General features: G+C 64.1%; 18 protein-coding genes. 3 read left to right on the top strand and 15 right to left on the bottom strand.

Features of this window, described 5'->3' with window-relative positions:
• Positions 1–2 precede the first annotated feature (2 nt).
• The 6 genes from GY791_17505 to peaA all read right to left on the bottom strand — a co-directional run bounded on the left by GY791_17505 (position 3) and on the right by peaA (position 7,309).
• Positions 3–1,697 carry an ABC transporter ATP-binding protein gene (locus GY791_17505; protein MCP4330224.1) on the bottom strand — a complete coding sequence of 565 codons (1,695 nt, stop codon included), beginning with the start codon at positions 1,695–1,697 and terminating at the stop codon, positions 3–5.
• 51 nt (positions 1,698–1,748) lie between these two features.
• Positions 1,749–2,681, bottom strand: coding sequence for an AEC family transporter (locus GY791_17510; GenBank protein ID MCP4330225.1), 933 nt, complete (start codon positions 2,679–2,681; stop codon positions 1,749–1,751).
• A gap of 97 nt (positions 2,682–2,778) precedes the next feature.
• Positions 2,779–3,882 carry a quinohemoprotein amine dehydrogenase subunit beta gene (gene peaD / locus GY791_17515; protein MCP4330226.1) on the bottom strand — a complete coding sequence of 368 codons (1,104 nt, stop codon included), beginning with the start codon at positions 3,880–3,882 and terminating at the stop codon, positions 2,779–2,781.
• A 50-nt stretch (positions 3,883–3,932) separates the two neighbouring features.
• Entirely contained in the window at positions 3,933–4,256 is a 324-nt protein-coding gene (gene qhpC, locus GY791_17520; GenBank protein MCP4330227.1) for a quinohemoprotein amine dehydrogenase subunit gamma, read from the bottom strand.
• Positions 4,243–5,685 (bottom strand): quinohemoprotein amine dehydrogenase maturation protein, encoded by a 1,443-nt coding sequence (gene peaB, locus GY791_17525; GenBank protein ID MCP4330228.1) that lies wholly within the window; start codon positions 5,683–5,685, stop codon positions 4,243–4,245. The genes qhpC and peaB overlap by 14 nt, the downstream gene beginning before the upstream one ends.
• Positions 5,686–5,707: 22 nt before the next feature.
• Positions 5,708–7,309 (bottom strand): quinohemoprotein amine dehydrogenase subunit alpha, encoded by a 1,602-nt coding sequence (gene peaA, locus GY791_17530; protein MCP4330229.1) that lies wholly within the window; start codon positions 7,307–7,309, stop codon positions 5,708–5,710.
• A 247-nt stretch (positions 7,310–7,556) separates the two neighbouring features.
• On the opposite strand from peaA, the gene GY791_17535 reads away from it, so the two are divergent.
• The gene (locus GY791_17535) at positions 7,557–7,985 is read left to right on the top strand and encodes a GFA family protein (protein MCP4330230.1); all 429 of its coding nucleotides are present in this window, start codon (positions 7,557–7,559) and stop codon (positions 7,983–7,985) included.
• A 35-nt stretch (positions 7,986–8,020) separates the two neighbouring features.
• Here GY791_17535 and GY791_17540 read toward each other — a convergent pair whose 3' ends face one another.
• The 6 genes from GY791_17540 to GY791_17565 all read right to left on the bottom strand — a co-directional run bounded on the left by GY791_17540 (position 8,021) and on the right by GY791_17565 (position 13,736).
• A complete protein-coding gene (locus GY791_17540; GenBank protein ID MCP4330231.1) occupies positions 8,021–8,716 on the bottom strand; it encodes an amino acid racemase in 696 nt (231 codons plus the stop codon).
• 154 nt (positions 8,717–8,870) lie between these two features.
• Positions 8,871–9,593, bottom strand: coding sequence for an ABC transporter ATP-binding protein (locus GY791_17545; GenBank protein ID MCP4330232.1), 723 nt, complete (start codon positions 9,591–9,593; stop codon positions 8,871–8,873).
• Positions 9,590–10,375, bottom strand: coding sequence for an ABC transporter ATP-binding protein (locus GY791_17550; protein ID MCP4330233.1), 786 nt, complete (start codon positions 10,373–10,375; stop codon positions 9,590–9,592). The genes GY791_17545 and GY791_17550 overlap by 4 nt, the downstream gene beginning before the upstream one ends.
• Positions 10,372–11,535 (bottom strand): branched-chain amino acid ABC transporter permease, encoded by a 1,164-nt coding sequence (locus GY791_17555; GenBank protein ID MCP4330234.1) that lies wholly within the window; start codon positions 11,533–11,535, stop codon positions 10,372–10,374. Before GY791_17555 ends, GY791_17550 begins: the two co-directional genes overlap by 4 nt.
• Positions 11,536–11,538: 3 nt before the next feature.
• Positions 11,539–12,459, bottom strand: a complete 921-nt coding sequence (locus tag GY791_17560) for a branched-chain amino acid ABC transporter permease (GenBank protein MCP4330235.1) — start codon at positions 12,457–12,459, stop codon at positions 11,539–11,541.
• An 83-nt stretch (positions 12,460–12,542) separates the two neighbouring features.
• Positions 12,543–13,736 carry a branched-chain amino acid ABC transporter substrate-binding protein gene (locus tag GY791_17565; GenBank protein ID MCP4330236.1) on the bottom strand — a complete coding sequence of 398 codons (1,194 nt, stop codon included), beginning with the start codon at positions 13,734–13,736 and terminating at the stop codon, positions 12,543–12,545.
• Positions 13,737–14,051: 315 nt separating this feature from the next.
• Here GY791_17565 and GY791_17570 point away from each other — a divergent pair, with 315 nt between their 5' ends.
• Together GY791_17570 and GY791_17575 are read left to right on the top strand one after the other, a co-directional pair.
• Entirely contained in the window at positions 14,052–14,498 is a 447-nt protein-coding gene (locus tag GY791_17570) for a hypothetical protein (protein MCP4330237.1), read from the top strand.
• A gap of 308 nt (positions 14,499–14,806) precedes the next feature.
• Positions 14,807–16,363 carry a hypothetical protein gene (locus GY791_17575; GenBank protein MCP4330238.1) on the top strand — a complete coding sequence of 519 codons (1,557 nt, stop codon included), beginning with the start codon at positions 14,807–14,809 and terminating at the stop codon, positions 16,361–16,363.
• A 16-nt stretch (positions 16,364–16,379) separates the two neighbouring features.
• On the opposite strand, the gene asnB is transcribed toward GY791_17575, so the two are convergent.
• The 3 genes from asnB to GY791_17590 form a co-directional block, all read right to left on the bottom strand.
• Positions 16,380–18,272: an asparagine synthase (glutamine-hydrolyzing) gene (gene asnB, locus GY791_17580; protein MCP4330239.1), complete on the bottom strand. Its 1,893-nt coding sequence runs from the start codon at positions 18,270–18,272 to the stop codon at positions 16,380–16,382.
• Positions 18,272–19,300, bottom strand: a complete 1,029-nt coding sequence (locus GY791_17585; GenBank protein ID MCP4330240.1) for a glycosyltransferase family 2 protein — start codon at positions 19,298–19,300, stop codon at positions 18,272–18,274. The genes asnB and GY791_17585 overlap by 1 nt, the downstream gene beginning before the upstream one ends.
• A 210-nt stretch (positions 19,301–19,510) precedes the next feature.
• The coding region (locus GY791_17590; protein ID MCP4330241.1) for a hypothetical protein at positions 19,511–19,688 on the bottom strand (178 nt) is incomplete at its 5' end.

Consider the following 19,688-nt stretch of genomic DNA (forward strand, 5'->3'; position numbering starts at 1 on the left):
ACTCACCGCGACCCGGCCAAAGCTTTCACCGCCCGCTCGACGAGCCGCCCATCGCTCAACTCGAAGACGCGGTCGGCATCGTCCGCGATCGTCGAGTGATGGCTGACGACGATGCGCGTACGGCCGGCGAACAAGAGGTCGATGGCGGCACGGATGGCCTGTTCCGATTCCGGATCGATGCCGGTCGTCGCTTCGTCGAGGATGAGGACCAACGGGTCCTGAAGCAGAGCGCGCGCGATGGCGATGCGCTGGCGCTGGCCTCCCGAGAGCTGCGTGCCCCGGCTGCCGACCTGGGATTGGTAGCCGTCGGGCAGCTCGTCGGCGAAGGCGTCGACCAGGGCGAGCCGTCCGACCTCGCGAATTCGTGCCTCGTCCGCCTCCGGTGCGGCATAGCGGATATTGTCGGCAATGGTGCCGGCGAACAGCACCGTGTCCTGGGCGACGACGGCGACGCGCCGCCGCAACTCGTCCAAAGCCAAGGTTCGGAGGTCGCTGCCGTCGATTGCGATGGCGCCGGAATCCGGGTCGTAATGGCGCTGCAGCAGATCGATCAAGGTCGTTTTTCCGGCGCCCGAAGCGCCGAGCACGGCGACCTTGGAGCCGCCGGGAATGTCGACCGTGACATCGCGGAGAATCGGCGCCTGCTCCGGATCATAGCCGAAGCGGACCCCATCGAACACGATATGCCCGACCGCGTCGGACGGGAAGGCCTGGGGCGACGCCGGCGGTCGCACCGCCGGCTCGGCATCGGTGATCTCGGCGACCCGGCCGAGGCTGACCTGGGCGCGCTTCATGGCGACGTAGAGGCCAAGCAGGGTGTGGACCGGGCCCGTGGCGCGGCTGAGATAGGCGGTGAAGGCGATCAACGTGCCGAGCGTAAGCGACCCTTCGATGACCAGATAGCCGCCGGCGATGAAAACCAAGGCGGTGCTCAGCAGGGTCAGCAAGGTCGGCACCGAAGCGGTGGCGAAATTGAGCATCTGCAGGGGCCTGAGGATCTGGAAATAGTGATCCTGCAGCGTGGACAATTGCGCCGCCTCGCGCTTTTCGGCGGCCACCGACTGGATGAATTTCATTGCCCCCAGGGTCTCGAAGAAGAAGGCCGAGACGTCGCTTGCGCGTTCCCGCAAGATTCGCGTCCACGATTCGATGCGCGGCCGCATGATGCGCAGGAACAAAAACTGCACCGGCAACAATACGAAGGCGAACAGGGACAGGAGCGGGCTCAACACGATCATCAGCACCACGGCGCCGGCCAAACCGATAATGCCGTTGAGAAATGCAAGCGCCGAATCGACGGCGAAGCGCTGGACCTCGGCGACATCGCCGTCGAGGCGTGCCATCAGATCGCCGCCTCGCGTACGGGCGAAGAATTTTGGCGACAGAATCTGCAAATGCCGATACACGCTCTCGCGCAGGGCGAACAGGATCCCGCTCGACGCGGTGATGTAGTGCCAACGGTTGAACGCGCCCAGCGCGGTACCAATCAGCGCGACGAGAATCATCAACCCGCAGGCCAGCACGACAACTGTGAAATCGCCGGCGATCAGGCCGTCATCGATCAGATATTTGGTGATATAGGGCTGGGCGAGGGAAAGCAGCGCCGCCGCCAGGGACAACACGAAGACGATGCCCAGGCGCGCAACATGGGGACGGACGAATCCGAACAGCCAATTCAGAGTACGACGATCGGTCATGGCCGATACCTTCGCCGCACCAAGGTCCGGTGACAAGGGGCATAGGCCGGGCTAACCAAACACCAGTCCCGCCGCCAAAATCGTCAGCGGCATGGTGACAAAGCCGATCGCCGTTTGGAAGGTGATGATGCTGGCCATCAGGTGGGCGTCGCCGCCCATCTGACGGGCAAGCGTATAGCCCGAGGACGCGGTCGGAACCGCGCCGTAGATCATCGCCACCATGGCGGCCGTGCCGTGGAGACCAAGCGCCAGCGCCAGGCCCATAATGACCAGCGGGAAGACCAGCAGCTTGCCGAACCCGGTCGCGACAAAAGGCAGCAAGGATCCGCGGATGCCTTCGCGGTGAAGGCTGGCCCCGACGCAGAGCAGCATCACCGGTAGCGCCGCCGCGCCGAGGATGGCGGTGGCATCGTTGAGGATCGGAATCGGGCCGATAGCGGTCACATTGACCGCGACGCCCAGGCCGACCGCCGCGATCAGCGGGTTGCGCAGGAGTTCGCGGACGAAGATGGCGCCGAATTTCCGGCCGCCGCCGGCATGGATCAGTCCGACCATGCACGAGACGATGACAATATTGGTGACCGGGATCAGCAGCGATGTCGCCACCGCCGCCAGCCCCAAGCCCTCGCCGCCGAACAGGCGCTCGGAAACGGCCAGGGCGATGAAGGTATTGTGGCGCGCGGCGCCTTGCAGGACCGAGCTCGCGGCGGGCCCGCCCAAGCCGAGCGCCCGACCCATGGCGAGGCCGTAGATCGTCGCCGCGGCGAAACCGCCGAGAATGACGATGGCATAGTCGCCGACCAGATCGCCGGCGAACGACAGGGTCGAGGTTTTGGAGAATAGCAGCGCCGGAAACAGCACCCAGTAGACGAGTCTGTCGTTGATGTTCCAAAACTCGAAACTGGGAAAGCCGAGGCGGCGCAATACATGGCCGAGTACGATCAGCGCAAACACCGGCGCGATCGACAGCAGAACGTCGACCATCTGAAACATCTCGTCTACGCGGACGCCGGTCTAGGGCGTCTTCGATGGAAGCCGATGGAGCGGCGCCTGTACGCGGGCCGGTCGTCGTTCGACCGGTCTATTTGCGAATAACGCGCAGGGTCGATAGAGCTTGATTCGCTTCCCCCGGCATCTTGATTTCGCCGATCTTCTTGAGCGTATCGGCGTTGTAGACGGCGACATCGCCGAGGGTGCCACCGATATAAACCTCCTTGCCGTCGCTCGACATATTGATGTCGTAGTAGCTGTGATCGAGCTCGACCGAGCCCAGGGACTTGCCTTCAGCAATATCGAGCTTGGCTAGGGTGTTGTAGACGCCGAACACCTGATTCGGGTTCATCGGATTGACCACCGACGAGAAATAGAACACCTCGGTATTCTCGACATCCTTGAGCGCGAAGGCGCCCGTCTCGAGATCGAGCGTCAGGATACCGGTCCAGTAGGCCGCCGGGTCCTCGAGGCTCATGTCGCTCCGCGCCGTATAATAGGGCGTCGAAAAGACCATGGCCTGCTCCCACTGGCTCCACACGTCGAGGACATCGGGGGGGTAGAAATTGGGCCGGTCCCAGGCCTGGGTCTTGTGATCCTCGATGATGTCGCCGGTCTGGGGATCGATGACGTAGAGGGCGCGGCCCATACCGTAAAGTTTGGTGCCGTCCGCGGAGTAGAACAATACCGTGACCTGACGGGGCACCGGAATTGTGCGGATTGGCTTGGCATCGATACCCGCCTTGGGATCGAAGAAACGGATCTCCGTTGGCTGAACTTCATACTCGCCAAGTCCGAGCTTGACCGACGACACATAGACCGCGAGCTCGCTGCCGTCGGGCGAGATGTCCATGCCGAACATCGCCTTGCCGCGCATCTCGCCGCCCGACAACTCGGCGCGGAAGACCTGCTTGCCGCTATCGAGGTCGATGCCGGAAATGCTTTCCCACCGATTGACGATTGCATAAGCGGTCGCGCCGTCCGGCGACGGCGTAATCGTGGTCATGCCGGGCCCCGCGTTCGGGATCTCGAGCACCTTGTCGATCTTGCGCGCGCCGGCGTCGATCAGGATCAACTTGTCGGGTTTGATCCCGGTCAGGAGGTAGTCTTTCGCCGAAAGATCGGCGGCACCGCCAAACAACATGGCAACCGCACCGGCCGTAGCAAATGTCCTGGTCAGATTCCTGGTACTCATCACGCGTCCCCGTTCGTTCTTCGTCATCGGTCCGTCAACCTGCCGGGCGGTCAAATTTCGTCCGGGAAGACCGATTGCAACTTGCGCCAATCGCTCTGGGCCGCCGGGGCGCCGGCGTTCCATTCCGGATAGGTATTGAGCGTATCCGCCACCTGTGCCGGCCACCAGCAAGGATCGGCGCAACCATAGAGGTCGGCCTCCATCGGTTGACAGAGGGCAGCCACGCCGCCGAACGCATCGACCTCCCAACCAGGGTCCAAGGTCGCCGTGCAGCCGGCGACGGTCTGCATCAACTGAACCTCGTCCGCCTTGCCCTGCTCGGCGGCCTCCACGAACCGCTCCGCCTTGGCGTTCATCGGCTTAAGGTGTTTCATAACGTGTCCTCCGTGGTTCGACGTGGCGCTTCAGGAAGCCGGGATTTCCCGCCATGATCCGACCGTAGGCGGAGATTCCGAAATCGACCCAATCGCGCATCAACTCGCAATAGTGATAGACCGGCGAATGCGGGTCCTCGAAGCGGGCATAGGATTCGTGGTAGCAACCGCCGGCGCAGATGTTGCGGATGCGGCAGGTGGCGCAGCCCTTTTCGGATTTGTCCTGGGCCTGTTCGAGGAAATCGGCGAGCGCCGGCTCGTCGATCCCGTCATCGACCGAACCGAAAGTCGGCAGCTTCGAGCCGGTGAAGCGGTGGCACAAGTTGAGGCCGCCATCCTTGTCGGCGGCCAGCATGCCGAGGCCGGCGCCGCACGGCAGAGCCTTCTTGGTACCTTCGACGAGATCGTTCATCAGCTGATGCATATTCGAGAAGCCGATATTCTCGTCCCGAAGCGCGGCCTCGGTATAGGTTTCGCCCAGCACCTTCATGTCGTGAAAGACCTGCGCCAGCTCGTCGGCGTCCAGGTTGAATTGCGCAATGTCGCCCGAACTCACCGGCGAAAAACCGACTTCGAAGAATCCGATGTCGTTCTTCAAGTGGTCGTGGATACCGATGACGTCGGTGACGCCACGGGTCAGCGTCACCCGAACGCCCACCGGGCGCGACCGGTAGCGCGACAGCAGCATGCGCGCGTTCTTCGCCACGGCGTCGTAGGAGCCCTTGCCGCCGACGGTCTTGCGGTATTTGTCGTGAAGCGCCTTGGGCCCGTCCATGCTGACCGTGATGCCGAAGCGGTGGGCGTCGAGATAGTCGACGATCTCCTCGCGCAACAAGGTCGCATTCGTGGTCAGGCTGAAATCGACGGTCTTCCCGACCTCGGCGCCGCGGCGCTCGGCGTAGTCCACCATCTGCTTGATCAGCGGCAGATTGGTGAGCGGCTCACCGCCGAAAAAGACGAGATTCACCCGGGCCCGGTCACGGGCCCGTTCGAGTAGCAGCTCGAAGGCTTTGACCGCCGTTTCGAACTCCATCTTTTGGCCCTTGTCGGGAGAGGTCAGATCCTCCTTGTAACAATAGTTGCAGGCCAGGTTGCAGCCTGTATTGACGGTCAGAATCATCGTGCTGAGGGGGAAGTTCTCCACCTTCACCGGACGCACCGCCTGGTCCTGGGCGCGGACGTCACGAACGATGTCGAGTTCGAGGAAGCCGTCGATCGTCTCTTCCAGCTCGGCCCGCTGGTAGCGGCCTTTGAACTGAGTGCGCAGGACCTCCCGCGTCACCGCGGCCCGCGACTTGAAAAGATCGAGCACGGCACCGCTGACGTCGTCCATCTCGAACAACGACGTGGTCGGAATGTGAAACAGCACGCGCCTACCGTCGATAGCAACATCGTGGACGTTATGGGCGACGAGGCTCAATCCCGACATCTGGACTCTCCGTTGTCGCTGGTCAGCGGATCGGCGGATCGATATAGCGCTGCACGGTGACGAACAGGTGTGCCGCCCCCTCGACCGGGTTACCGTCGTCGTCGACGGTTGCAACGACATTGAGGTTGCCGGCGTTGTTGGTGCTCATCGGTCGCGCCGGATTGGGGCCGGCGATTCCCGGCGAGAACAGGCCGCCCTGGTCGATGGTGCCGGCGAATTCCGTGTCCTTCAGCATTTCAGCCGTGGCGTCGAAGTTCGACGTCGACCAGGTCGCCGGCATGACACCAATCGCGATGTCGTCATCGGTTCCGCCCTCGCCGTCGGGTCCGGCCATGAATCCCATCGCCTCGAACTGGGCCGGCACCGACGCGATCGGCCCGCCGCCGTCGCCGACCCGCGCGATCGTGGTTTCCGGCAGCACGGCGACGCGGTCGACCTTATCGTAGACGACGAACGAGTCGGGCGCGTTGGCCTCGCCGGCACTGACGCCACGTGGCCCAACGGCGGCGTCGGCGGCGGCCTCGATCTCGGCGACGATCTTCTCTGAAGTTTGCGCGATAATATTCTTGACCGTCACGCCGGCGCCGAGTTGGGGCTCGCCATCCATGCCGAGCCCGATGATGGTGACCTGCACCGACCCGCCTTGCTTGATATAGGGTGGGTTGACGGCCAGAATCTGTGGCTCCGCACCGGCGACGCGAACTGCCTTCATCGAGCCGCCAATGACATCGTTGTCGCGCAGGAACCAGCGCCCGGTCAGCATACCGCCATCCTCCGAGGCGCCCAGAACCTGGCGCACCGGACCGTCGGGTCCAAGCTTGCTCGCGCGCCATTCGTGACCGGTATAGACGATCGCGGTGCCCTTGTGTTCGGCGGTCTGGCCGTCGGCAAATTGTATCGCCAGGATGGCATCGTAGGTGTCGTCTCCGCTGGCGGTAACCTGCATCGAGCCGTCATAGGCGCCTTTGCCCGGCTGCCTGCCGACGACGATCCATATCCCCGAGAGATCGGTCGGCGCACGGTCCTTCCAGGTTGCCCAGTCGGGCGTATCGAGGGGCTGGGTCCGGCCCAGTTCGGTCGCCATGTTGTCGGAGGCGAGGCCGAACCAGTCGCGGTCGCGGCCAAGCGCTTGATACTCCGTGGTCGGATATTGGCCGAGATGGAAATGGACGAGCTTACGCCAATCGTCCGTGTCGCGACGCTGCAGGGCGACGCGCGCGAAGGTGTGGCAGCGGCCGCACATCGCGCCGAGATTCTCGTTGGGCGCGCCATCGATGGCCCCCGGCGTCCGCTCCAAGACATAGCGATAGCCTTCGGTTTCGGCCGGCGCCAAGCCCTGCGTATTGGACAGATACGTGACCAGCGTGCGGGTCTCGTCGGAGGTCAGTTTGACGCCATGAATATTGGTCATCCGGAACAGCGTCATGAACCAGCCCTCGGGCGTCTTGCGGGCCTCGTTGATGCGGTGAATACCGCCATCCGCCAACGGCTTGTGGCAGCTCGAGCATTTCGCGTTCAACAGCGCCTCGGCGTCCTGTGCCCGCGCGTCGAGGGGTAGCGCCTGGGCCAACGCAAAGGCAGCCAGACCGAGGATCACGGCTACAGATTTGATCGAAAAGCTCATCGTACCTCCCCTATTGCCGGGCGCCGCATTGGGAGAGCACAAGTGGGCGGCGCATTCCGACGACCAGCCAATTCTATTAACCATACTAACGTGTTCCCGGCGTGCCGCCTAGGGTGCTATGCGTTCCTGCGGAATCAATTCTGTGGCGGTTTCGGGCAGATGGGTCGTGAAACGCGGGCCGAAATGCGAACATGACCCGTGGCCCGATACGGTGTTGATTGACGATTTCACTGGAGGGAGATGCGCCGTGGCTGAAATCCATGAAGGCGGCTGCGTTTGCGGCGGCGTCCGCTATCGCACGTCCGGGAATCCGCAGCGGGTCGGTGCCTGCTCGTGCACTTGGTGCCAGCGCCGGACCGGAAGCGCGTTCGGCATATCGGTCTATTTCAACGACGAAGACGTCACTTTCAGCCAGGGGGCGTTCAAGACCTACCGGCTCACCTCCGACGCCGGACGCTGGATCGAATCCCAATTCTGCGAGGTCTGCGGGTCGACCGTAACCTGGACCCTGGAATTCCTCCCCGGCTATCGCGGCATCGCCGGCGGCAGTTTCGACCAGCCGACCTTTTGGTACAAATTGCAGCGCTATGTCTATGCGCGCTCGAAACCGGACTGGCTGGTGCTGCCGGAGGGCATCGACATCCATGAGGCGATGGCCCCGGCACCGAAGAGATAGCACTCACGTGGTGCGATGGCGGCGACTCGAATTGTCTATTCGATGAGCGTTGCCCGACGGAGCGCGGCGCGCGCCAGCAGTCGGGTCGAATCGAGTGTCGGAACCGGCGAGGTCGTGTCGTCGATGATCAGCGGGATCTCGGTGCAGCCGAGGATCGCGGCATCGCATCCGGCTCGCTTCAGACGCACGAGAGTCCGCTGGAAATAGGCAATCGCTTCCGGCTCGAAGTCGCCCTTGACCAGCTCATCCATGATTATGCGATCGATTTCGTTGATTTCGGCGGGCTCGGGACGTTGGCACTGCAAGCCGTGGGCGGCCAGTTTTTCGGGATAGACATCGCTCTCCACGAGCCAACGTGTTCCGGTGAGGGCGAGACGGCGAAACCCGCGACCGGCGGCCTCCACTGCGACGATTTCGGCAATATGGAGCCAGGGCAGCGGCGAGCGCGGGGCGACGTAGTCGAATGCCTGATGGATTGTGTTGTCGGGGCAAATCAGGAAGTCGGCGCCGATTCTTGCGAGTTTGTCGGCCGATGCGAGCATCAATTCGCCGACGCCCGCCATGTCGCCGCGGTCGAGACAGGTGACGTAGTCGGCCAGCGACGGCGTATGCATCGAAACCTCGGGATGGGCCCGGGGGCCGAGCAAGTCCGCGCCTTCCACGCATATGGTGCGATAGCAGAGGGAAGCGCCCTCGGCCGAACAGGCGACGATGCCGATGTGCTGGGTCATGACGGTCGGTATCCCGCGCTCGAAAGGTCACCCAATATCGCAGTTTTTGTGTGCGCTCGAAACCTGGGCCACCGGCCCTGGCCGACGGCAGCGAAGTCCGAAAGACGCCGGCCCCGGCGCCGCGGCACGGACCCGGCGGCCGGTCCCACGCCCATCAGCCGAAATAGGCCTGATGGACCTCCTCGGTGCGACTCAATTCTTCCGGTGTGCCGGCGCCGACGACGCGGCCCTTCGACAACACGTAGCCGTAGTCGGCGATGGCCAGGGTCTGGCGCACGTTCTGTTCGACCAGGAACACGGTGATGCCTTGCTCGTTGATGCGGCGGATGATGTTGAAGTTCTCCTTGACCAGGATCGGCGACAGGCCGAGCGAGGGCTCGTCGACCAGCAACAGCTTGGGCGCGCTCATCAGGCCGCGGCCGATCGACACCATCGCCTGCTCGCCGCCGGACATGGTGCCGGCGATCTGGTCCTTGCGCTCGCGCAGCCGCGGAAAGGTCTCGTAGACTTGCTCGAGCCGCCGCGCCAGGACTTCGGCCGCGGATTCCTGATAGCCGCCGAGGCGCAGGTTTTCCGCCACCGTCATCTTGGGGAACACCTGGCGGCCTTCCGGAATGCAGGCGATGCCGGCGGCGACGACCTTGTGGGTGGCGAGCCCGGTGAGGTCGGTGCCGTCGAACACGATCCGACCCTTGTTGGGCCGCGTGAGGCCGAGCACCGAGCGAATGAGGGTCGTCTTGCCGGACCCGTTGGAGCCCAGCAGACAGGTGATCTTGCCGGTCTCGGCGTGCAGCGTAACGCCCTCCAGGACGTCGGCCCGGTCGTAGGCGGTATGGAGCCCCTCGACCAGCAACCCCTGTTGTCGGACTTCGCTCATTCGACCCCCAAATAGGCTTCCTGGACCTGCCGGTCCGCCGCCACCTCGTTATAAGGCCCCTCGCAGATCTTCTGGCCGAAGTTCAGCACGACACACCTGTCGGTGATGCGCTCGATGACGCCCATCTCGTGCTCGATGATGATGATGGTCAGGCCCGCGATCTGTTGTTTGACCTTGAGGATGTCATCCATCAATTGTGTCGTTTCCTCGTGGGTCATGCCGGCCGAGGGCTCGTCGAGCAGCAGCAGCCTCGGGCGGCAGATCAGCGCGCGGCAGATCTCGATGCGCCGCCGGTCGATCAGCGGCAGGTTGCCGATGGGCTCGAACATGCGGCCGGCCAGCGGCGGGTCGAAGACGTCGACCAGCGCCCGGGCCTGCTCGAAATTCTCCTCGAATTGCTGGCGGAAGGCCTTGCGCGTGACGAGGTTGAACCACAGACCCTGGTTCAACCGCTTGTGATTGCCGATCATGATGTTGTCGAAAATGCTGAGCGGCAGGGCCAGGCGCGAGCGCTGAAAGGTCCGCGATATACCGGCCCGGTAAACCGCCTGAGGCGAGCCGTTGGTGATATCCCGGCCATCGAATATCACGCGGCCGCTGGTCGCCGGATAGAGCCCGGTGGCAACGTTGAAGAATGTCGTCTTGCCGGAACCGTTGGGACCGATTAGTCCGAGCACCCGATCCTCGAACACCTCGACATTCAGCTGGTCCAAGGCGACGACGCCGCCGAACATCTTGGACAGGTCGGTAGCGACCAGGATCGGTTCAGGAGACGCGCTCATTTCGGCCGCCATCCCGGTATGTAAGTGCGAAGCGGCCGCGGCAGAATGCCCTGGGGACGGTAGAGCAGGATCAGGATGACGATCGCGGCGAAGATAAGGAAACGGTATTCCTGAATCACCTGCAACTTCTCCGGAATGATGATCAGGATCGTCGTCGCCACCGCCAGGCCCCATGGATTGCCGATGCCGCCGAGCAGCACGATGGATACCAGGATCAGCGAATCGCCGAAGGTGAAGTTGGTCGGCGCGATGAAGCCCAGCATCATGGCGAACAATGCGCCCGCGATTCCGATCAGAAAATTGCCGAGGGTGAAGGCGGTGATTTTCCAGCGGATGCCGTTGAGCCCGAAGCACGCGCCCGCCGTCTCGTCGAGCCGCACCGCGTCGAGGTTGAGCCCGATCCACGAGCGCTCCACGCGCCTGACGAAGGCGAAGGCCAGCACCAGGACGATCAGTCCGATGACGATGTAATTGACGTAGAACGACGCCTCGAAAGTGTCGCCGATCTCGATGTTGTCGTTGAAGTTCCAACCGAGCACGCTCATGCCCTCGACGCGGAGCCCTTGCGGCCCGCCGAGGGCGTCGTTGACCTCCAAGAAGATTTTGAACAGCAACCCGAAGGCGATGGTCACCACCGCCGAATAATGGCTCGAGGTACGTAACACCGGCAGCAGAAGCAGCGATCCGATGGCCGCCGCCATGATCCCGCCGGCGACGAGGACGATGAGGTGGGGGATCGCGGTATGCGCGGTCAGTACCGCCGCCGTGTAGCAACCGATGCCGAAGAACGCCGCCCCGGCGAAGTTGAGAACGCCGGAATAGCCGAATTGCAGATTCAGCCCCAAACAGGCGATCACGTAGATGATCACGGTGGCGACCAGTAGCAGGACGAAATGGTCCTCGTGGAAGAAACCGGTCACCGCCACGACCCCGATCACCATCATCAGATTGAGGACGTGGTCGCGTTCGGCAAAGACATGTCCGATCCGGGCCGTCATGCCGAAATGGGCCGCCGCCATGAGCGCGACCGCACCGGCCGCCAGCAAGGCCGCGATCCCGGCCTGCGATTCGACCTTGAGCAGCAGGATCACAAAGACGACCGCCGCGACGGCGGCGGCGATGGCGGGAAATAGCGGGGCCCTGGCCGGCGAATTGTCCATCCGCTACACCCGCTCGCTGACCTTCTCGCGGATCAGTCCGGTGGGCCGCCAGGCCATGATGAGGATGACGACGCCGAAGGCGAAGACATCCTTGTAGGCGCTGGCGAACGGCAGCGCGACGACGCTGATCGTCTGCAGGCCGGCGAACAGGAAGCCGCCGATGATGGCGCCGTAGATGTTGCCGAGGCCGCCGACGATGGCCGCCGAAAAGCCGATCACCCCGAGCAGCAGACCCATGGCGAAATTGATCTCGCTGTAATAAAGCCCGTGGAGAATGCCGGCAAACGCGGCCAGCGCCGATCCGATGGCGAACGTGACCAGCACGATCAGGGTGAAGTTGATGCCCATCGTCTTGGCCGTGTCCTCGTCCTGGGCGACGGCGCGGATGGCGAGCCCCAGCTTGGTCCGGTTGATCAGCAGGTGGAGCCCGACAATCGCCGCCATTCCGGCGACCAACAGCATCACGCTGTCGACCCTGAGGGTGAAGTTGCCGAAGGCATAGTCCGTGCTCGGCAGCAGCGACGGAAAGTGCTGGGGGTTGGCGCCTCGCGGATAGAACAGCCTGACGCCTTCGTGCAGCGCCGTGCCCAGCATCAGCGTGATCAGCAGCGTGTTCAAGGGCGGCGCGTTTTTGAGCGGCAGAACCAGGAACCTGGCGATCAGCGCCCCCAACGCGGCTACCGTGCAGGTCGCGAACGCGATCATGGCAAGCAGCAGCACCCAGGGGTTTTCGATGCCGACGAAGGTCAGCCCGAGATAGGTTGCCAGGCCGACGAAGGCGCCCACCATCAGCACGTCGCCGTGGGCGAAATTGATGATGTCCATGACCCCGAAGAAGAGGGTGAACCCGACCGCCACGAGGGCATACATCATGCCCAGCATAAGGCCGTTCATGAGGTGCTGGCCAACCAGCCCGACATCCATGGCAGCGCCCTCAGGGTCGTGGTCGATCGGGGAATGGCGGGCGGCCGGACCGACGCCCGGCCGCCGCACCGACGATTGCGGTCCTACATGCCCTTGAGCTTACGCTTGCCGGCGGCGTATTCGCTTTCCTCCCAGATCGTCCATTCGCCGTCCTGGATGACGTATTTGGTGATCACTGCGATAGTGTTCTGGCCGTGGTCGTCGAAGTCGACTTTGCCGGTGATCGAATCGGCCGCATTGGCACCGCTCACGTTGTTGAGCGCGTCGCGGACTTTCTTGCGATCGGGTCCCACCGCCTCGATGGTATCGAGAATCAGGTTCATCGCGGTGAAGGCGAAGGCACCGTATGCTTCCGGAGGTTCGGAATAGCCCTGCTTGGCGTACTGCTCGAGAAAGAACTGGCCGCCCGGCAGCTTCTCCGTCGGCGCGCCCTCGCGGAACGCCAGCACGCCCTCCGCCAAGTCGCCGGTTCCTTCGATGAAGGTATCGGAGACGATCCCCGAGGTCCCTTCGAACTGCGCGTCCAGGCCCAGCTTCTCCATCTGCGCACGGATGCGGACACCGATCGGCGTCAGGCCGCCGAAATACAGAACCTCCGGGTTCAGCGCCTTGATCTTGGTAAGCTCGGCCGAAAAGTCCTGCTGGTCGGCGGTGACGCCAAAGGTGCCGAGGATCTCGCCGCCGTTCTTGGCCAGGTTCTCGCTGAAATACTTGTTGTGGCCTTTGCCGTAGTCGGTGGTGTCGTGGATGATCGCCCAGGTCTTGTAACCCAGCCCGGTCATGAACTCGGCGGCGGTCGCATTCTGGTTGATCATGGTGCCGTTGACGCGATGCACCTCTTTGTAATCGTTGCCGTAGGTGATGTCCGGCAGCACCGCGCCCCAGACGATGATCGGCAGTCCGAACTTGTGATAGACGTCGACCGTCGAGATGGCGACAGCGGAACAGTAATGGGTGGTGGCGGCGATCACGTCCTTGTTGGCGCCGTACTTGGTCGCCGCCTGGACCCCGATGTTGGGCTTGCATTCGTCGTCTTGGACGAGCAGCTCGTATTCGTACTTGGCGTCGGGGTCGGCGTTGCGCAGCTGGACCGCGAGATCGGCCGCGTTGCGCCCGCCGAGGCCGTTCGACGAGGTGCCCCCGCTCAACGGCCCAATGAAGCCGACCGTGACCTTTTCTTTCGCGCTCGCCGGGGACAACCCGGTCCCGAGGCCGACGACGATTGCCGCCGCGGCCGCTACCGCGAGGGCTCCTTGTGTGGCTCGAAGTGTTGACATGTTCCATCTCCTCCCTAGACAGGTGTCGGCCGGTTCCGTTCCGGTGCGCGACACATGAGCCGTTCGGCGGTCCGTTTTCCGGCCGGATCGAGCGGTGTAATTTTTGTTAGTGTCCGAAAACCCTAATCGACCGGCTAGGGGCATTCAACTGCGATGTGCGTGATCGACGGTGTCGAACGAGGCCGCTGGGACCTTCCGCAGCCGGCCGGTGAGCGCCGTTTCTTGATCCCGAGCGATCTCCCAACTTCCCGCTTCGTCGATCTACCGCCGTGCGATAGGCTGATCTGCATCGCCATCAAACCCAGAAGGACAGCCATGAAACGCATGACATTGGCGGTGATACTCATGCTCTTTCCCCTGACGGCGCTGGCCGGTGAAAAGGTCAGCGGCACAAATTTCTTGGTCTCGGAAACTGACAACTGGCAGACCGGAGAGAACAGCGGGTATTGGGTGTTTGAGGGCACGGGAGTTTCGCATTCGCCGGACAGTGTCTTCGGAACCGAGGCGATCGAATGCCATGGCGCCGGATTCTGGGACGAAAGCGGGACCTGGGGCGAAGGTATCTGTTTGCACGGCGACGGTGACGATACCCGAACGAGTTCCTGGAAAAGAGACCAGGGCAAATCGGTCGGCCATTGGAAGCTCCTGAGCGGGACCGGCAAGTATGCGGGTATTGCCGGGCAAGGCACCTTTCGGCCGACCCAGTTGTCCGGTGGCCGTACCGTTTCCGAATGGGAGGGAGAGATCACTTTGGCCGAGTGAGCCGTCCCCGTCGAATACGGTGTGTCGGGCGCGCCCGTCCGATCACAACCGCCAACGCGCGGCATACGGACATTGGGATCCGTTGCGCGCGTTTCGCCCACAGAATCGAGTCGAAGGCACCACCGCGGATCATGCTCTAGAGCCTTGCGCCGGCGGCGCCGGAGCGGCATAAGACCGGCGCATCCGTCACCCAACCCTGGTCCTGTCGTGCCGCGTCACAGCGAAGCCTTGATGATGGTCGCCCGCGACGCCCGCCCGGCACCGCCACTATCCGGCGTTCGCCCGGTCGCCGTCGCCCGAGGTGATCGATGACCGCGCCCGCGGCGGGCGGCGCGACCCTGCGCGAGCGGGTATCCGCCTGGATCGCCGAACTCGACCGCCGCTCGGACTTTCGCTTCCTGGCGTTGGCGCTGCTGCCGATGACCGTGTTGGTGCTGTTGCCGGTGTCGTGGAACCCGAACGAGGAATTCAATTACATCCTCGCCCACCGCAGCGTGAACCCGGACCTGTATTCGCCCTACACCGCCATCTTCGACCAGGCCAATGCGCGTTTCCTGTTCAGGTCGTTCTCCGGCGCCGTGGTGGAGACCATCGGCTTTGCGGCGACCCAGGTCCTCCTGCGGCTGGTCATGGCGGCGCTCTACGCGGCCGCCTTCGCGTTTCTTTTCAGCACCTTGGGCGTTTCGGCGCTACGCGCGCTCGCAATCGTCGTGTTGTTCGATTTCGCCGGCGAAACGCTCCATGGCGACGATTGGCTGTTCGAGGGCGCCGAGAGCAAGACCTATGCCTATGGCGCCGTCATCTTCGCCATCGGGCTGGGGCTGCGATCGCGGTGGTGGCCGGCGGCGGCACTGATGGTTCTGGCCACCTACCTTCATTTCCTGGTCGGCGGCTTCTGGACGCTCGCGTTCTTCCTCCTCGCAATCCTGCGGCAGATGCCGGTGCCCCGCCTGCTTCTGTTCGCGGGGGCCTACGCCCTCGCGGTTGCGCCTCTGGTCGTCATCGTCGCCTTCGACCAGTTGGGCAACGCCGTCGCGGTCGCCCCCGGCGGCCCCGACCCCAACGTCCTCTATGCCCTGCGCAACCCCCACCACATCGCCCCCTTCGCGGTCGAGGCGGTGACCTGGACCTGGGTCCGTGGCGTGGTCGGCGCGGCATTCCTGATCGCGGTCATGACGGTGCTCGCCAGGCGCGCGCCCGACCGCAGTCTGCCGCTGTTCGCCCTCGCCCTGCTGGCCTACTTCTTCCTCGCGTCGGCGATCGCCTTTTTCGACCGCGATACGCACCTGCTGGCCAAGCTCTACCTGTTTCGGCCGGCCTCGCTGACCCTGTTCCTGACCATCGCCATTGGTGTCGCCTTCGTCGATCTGTGGTTGCCGGAGCGATTCAAACCCAGGCTCGTCGCGACATTGACGGTGATCGTTTGTCTCGGCTTCGCGGTCCAGGCGGCACTCGTGGCGCGGGAATATATCGTCACCCGTGACTTCGGCGGCATGGCCGCGCTGATCGACGTCGTCCAGCGCGCGAGCAGCCGCGGCGAAATCGTGCTGATCGAGCCCAAGGCCGAGAAGCGGCAGCCCTATGCCGGGCTCGCCCGCCGCTTCGCGCGCCCGACCCTGGTGTCGTGGAAATTCGTGCCGATCAATCCGGCCGACATCATGCGCTGGCACGACCGGCTGTCCTATCGCGACGCGCTGTTCGAGACCGGCTGCGTGGCGCCGCTGGCCTATCCGATCCGCCTCATCGTCGTGTTCGATGCCGAGACCTTGTCCCGCATGAACTCCTGCGGGCCGGTGCTGTGGCACGGCGGCGAGGGTGCGGTCATTCGGGTCAGCGATACGTTTTTTCCGGCCGCCGCCGAGTAATTCCGCCCGACGAGTATCAGGCGTCGGCGGCGTCTCCGGCCAGAGCGGGACCGCCGATGCCCATGCCGTCGGCGAAGAGCCGGAAGCCGAGCCAGCTCCACAGCAGGAAGCGGTGGTCGGCCTTGCCCTGGCGGTGTTCCTGCCACCTTTTGGCGACCCAGTCGACATCGACTCCCGAGACCGGATCGAGCGGCGGGTTGGCCGGGATCTGCTTGAGCCACGCCGCCATCGGGATGCCGAACCCCTTCTTGGGACGCGACAGCACGCTGTCGGGCAGCACGTTGGCGAGCGCCTTGCGCAGCAGGTATTTGCCCTGGCCGTTGCGGTATTTGAGCGTATGCGGCAGGCGCCGACAGAACTCGACGAGGTCGTTGTCGAGAAACACCGCCCGCGATTCGAGCGACACCATCATCGCCGCGCGATCGACCTTGGTCAGGATGTCGTCCTGCAGATAGAGGTTGGTATAGAATTCCAGCCCGCGGTCGACCAGGTTCCCGGTCCGGTTGCCGTGCCACACCTCGAGCGCCTCGGCGTAGAGCTCCTCGGTCTCGAGCGGCTCCTCGAGCGCCTCGCGGATGTCCTGCGGCTCGAGCGAACTGAGCCAGATCGGATTCCACACCGCGCGCGGGTAGGACAGCCCCATCAGGGTGCGGCGGATCCTGAAATCCAAGCTCATGTTGCGGGTCGAGATCGGCAGCCAATCGGCGACCCGGCGCAACCCCGAATGGACGGCCTTGGGCACCAGGCGTTCGTAGAGCGCGGCCGGACCGAGCGCCCGGAACGGGTCGTAGCCGGCGAACAGCTCGTCGCCGCCGTCGCCGGACAGCGCCACCGTGACATCGCGGCGGGTGAACCGGCTCAACATATAGGTCGGGATGATCGACCCGTCGCCGAGCGGCTCGTCGAGCTTGGCCAGCACCTCGGGGATCAGCGCCCGCGCGCCGTCGAGGCCGAGGACCTCGACGCTGTGGTGGGAGCCGAAGCGCTTGGCGACCGCGTCGGCGTAGTCGTGCTCGCTGAACGACTTCTCGGTGAAGCCGATGGTGAAGGTCTTGAGCTCGGCCGCATCCCGGCACCGCGCCGCGAGGGCCAGGGTGGCGCTCGAATCGATGCCGCCGCTGAGGAAGATGCCGAGCGGCACGTCGCTGATCAGCCGCCGCTCCACCGCCTGCTGGAGCAGGCCCAGGAGTTCCTCGGCTAGGCCGTCCTCGTCGCTGGGGTCGATGTCGGGCTCGATGACGAACTGCCAGTAGCGGTCGACCGAAAGCCGGCGGCTATCGAGGTCGAAGGCTAGGAAATGGCCGCCCGGGAGCTTGCGGCAATGGCGATAGAGCGCGTTCGGCGCCGGCAGGAAGCTGTAGGCGAAGAACTTCTGCAGCGAGCGGATGTCGACCGTGCGATCGTAATGCCGGTGCTCGGTCAGCGCGCTCAGTTCCGAGGCGAAGCCGAAGTTGCGGCCGTCGAAATAGTAATAGAGCGGCTTCTCGCCGAAACGGTCGCGGGCGAGGAACAGTTGGCGCCGCGTCCGGTCGTAGAGGGCGAAGGCGAACATGCCGTTCAGCCGGCGCGGCAGGTCGCTGCCCCATTCCGCATAGCCGTGGATCAGCACCTCGGTGTCGGAATGGCTGGAACGGAAGACATGGCCGCGCGCCTCGAGCTCGCGGCGCAGTTCGACGTGGTTGTAGATCTCTCCGTTGTAGACGACGGCGATCGTCTCGTCGCCGTTCCACATCGGCTGCGCGCCGCCGCCGAGGTCGATGATCGCCAGCCGGCGGTGGCCGAGATGGACCGCGGTCTCGGGATCGCTATAGAAGCCCTCGCCATCGGGCCCGCGATGGGCCAGCGCCGTGGTCATGCGCGCCAGGTCGGCCGCGTCTCCGGAACCGGCGAAGCCGGCCAGGCCGCACATCACGCCGCCTCGTCGAAATTCACCTTGCGCCGCACCAGATAGGCCGGCCGGTGCTGTGATTCGAAATAGGTGCGGACCAGCATCTCGGCCAAGAGGCCCATCATCAGGCTCATGATCCCGGCCAGGAAGATCACCGCCGACAGCACCGGCAGCGGGGTCAGGATGAAGGAGATGCCCTCGACGAACTTGAGATAGAACATGTAGGCGAGGAACACCGCCGACAGTAGGATGAACAGCACACCGAAGCCGCCGAACAAATAGATCGGGTTGACGAAGTGGTTCTCGAGGAACTTGACCACCATCAGGTCGAGGATGACCTTGAACGTCCGCCGCAATCCATACTTCGAGTGGCCGAACTGGCGCGGGTGGTGCTTGACCGGCATCTCGGTGATGCGCGCGCCCATCCAGTGGACGTAGATCGGCAGGAAGCGGTGCATCTCGCCATAGAGGCGGACGCCGTCGATGACGTCGCGACGATAGGCCTTGAGCGTGCAGCCGTAATCGTTGAGCCGGACCCCGGAGACGACCGAGATCATGCGGTTGGCGACGCGGCTGACGAAGTTGCGCCGGATCGCCGCGTCGGTCCGGTTCTTGCGCCAGCCCGAGACCACGTCGTAGCCCTCGTCGAGCTTGTCGAGCAGGGTCGGGATGTCGGACGGGTCGTTCTGCAGGTCGGCGTCGAGGGAGACGATGACGTCGCCGGTGGCGTGGTCGAAGCCCGCCATCATCGCCGCCGTCTGGCCGTAATTGCGGCGGAAATCGACGATCTTGAGCTCGGGTCGGCGGGCCGCCGCCGCGGCCAGCGCCTTGAACGAGCCGTCGGAACTGCCGTCGTTGACGGCGATCACCTCGAACGGCTTGCCGAGCCCGTCGAGGACCGGGAACAGCTGCTCGCACAGCGGCGGGATGCTCTCCTCCTCGTTGTGGATCGGGATCACCACCGACAGCGCTGGACGCGCGGCCGCCGCCGGCGCGTCTACGGGCGCGGGCACGCTGGTATCCTGTGGCTTGTCATGCGGCTGATCCACGGCGGTCTCCCCGGGGCCCCTAGACCCCCGATCATACAACACTTGGCGGGCGCGGCAGGGCTTAAACCAGCACGCCCTCGGCTGTCAACGCGGAGGGCGGTGGCGGGGATTGAACCAGCGACACGAGACCAATTTGTACGATCGGCGGACGGTTCCGCTCCCAAGAGATCGCGATATCGACCCTGACCGGGGAACCGCTGACCTACTGCCTTATCCCAAGACCTTCTTCAGGTCGGCCGCGATCGATCGTTCCTGATCGCTGCGCCCGGCGAAGGACTGAAGCGGGACGACATCCCACTCGAGCACGCCCCAGGCCGGCAGGTTGCGCAGAAGTCGGTCCAACTCGTCGTTGGACTCCGCTTCGACGATGAAGACAAAGGCCCGTTCG

It is taken from the genome of Alphaproteobacteria bacterium (genome assembly GCA_024244705.1).
GTDB lineage: Bacteria > Pseudomonadota > Alphaproteobacteria > JAAEOK01 > JAAEOK01 > JAAEOK01.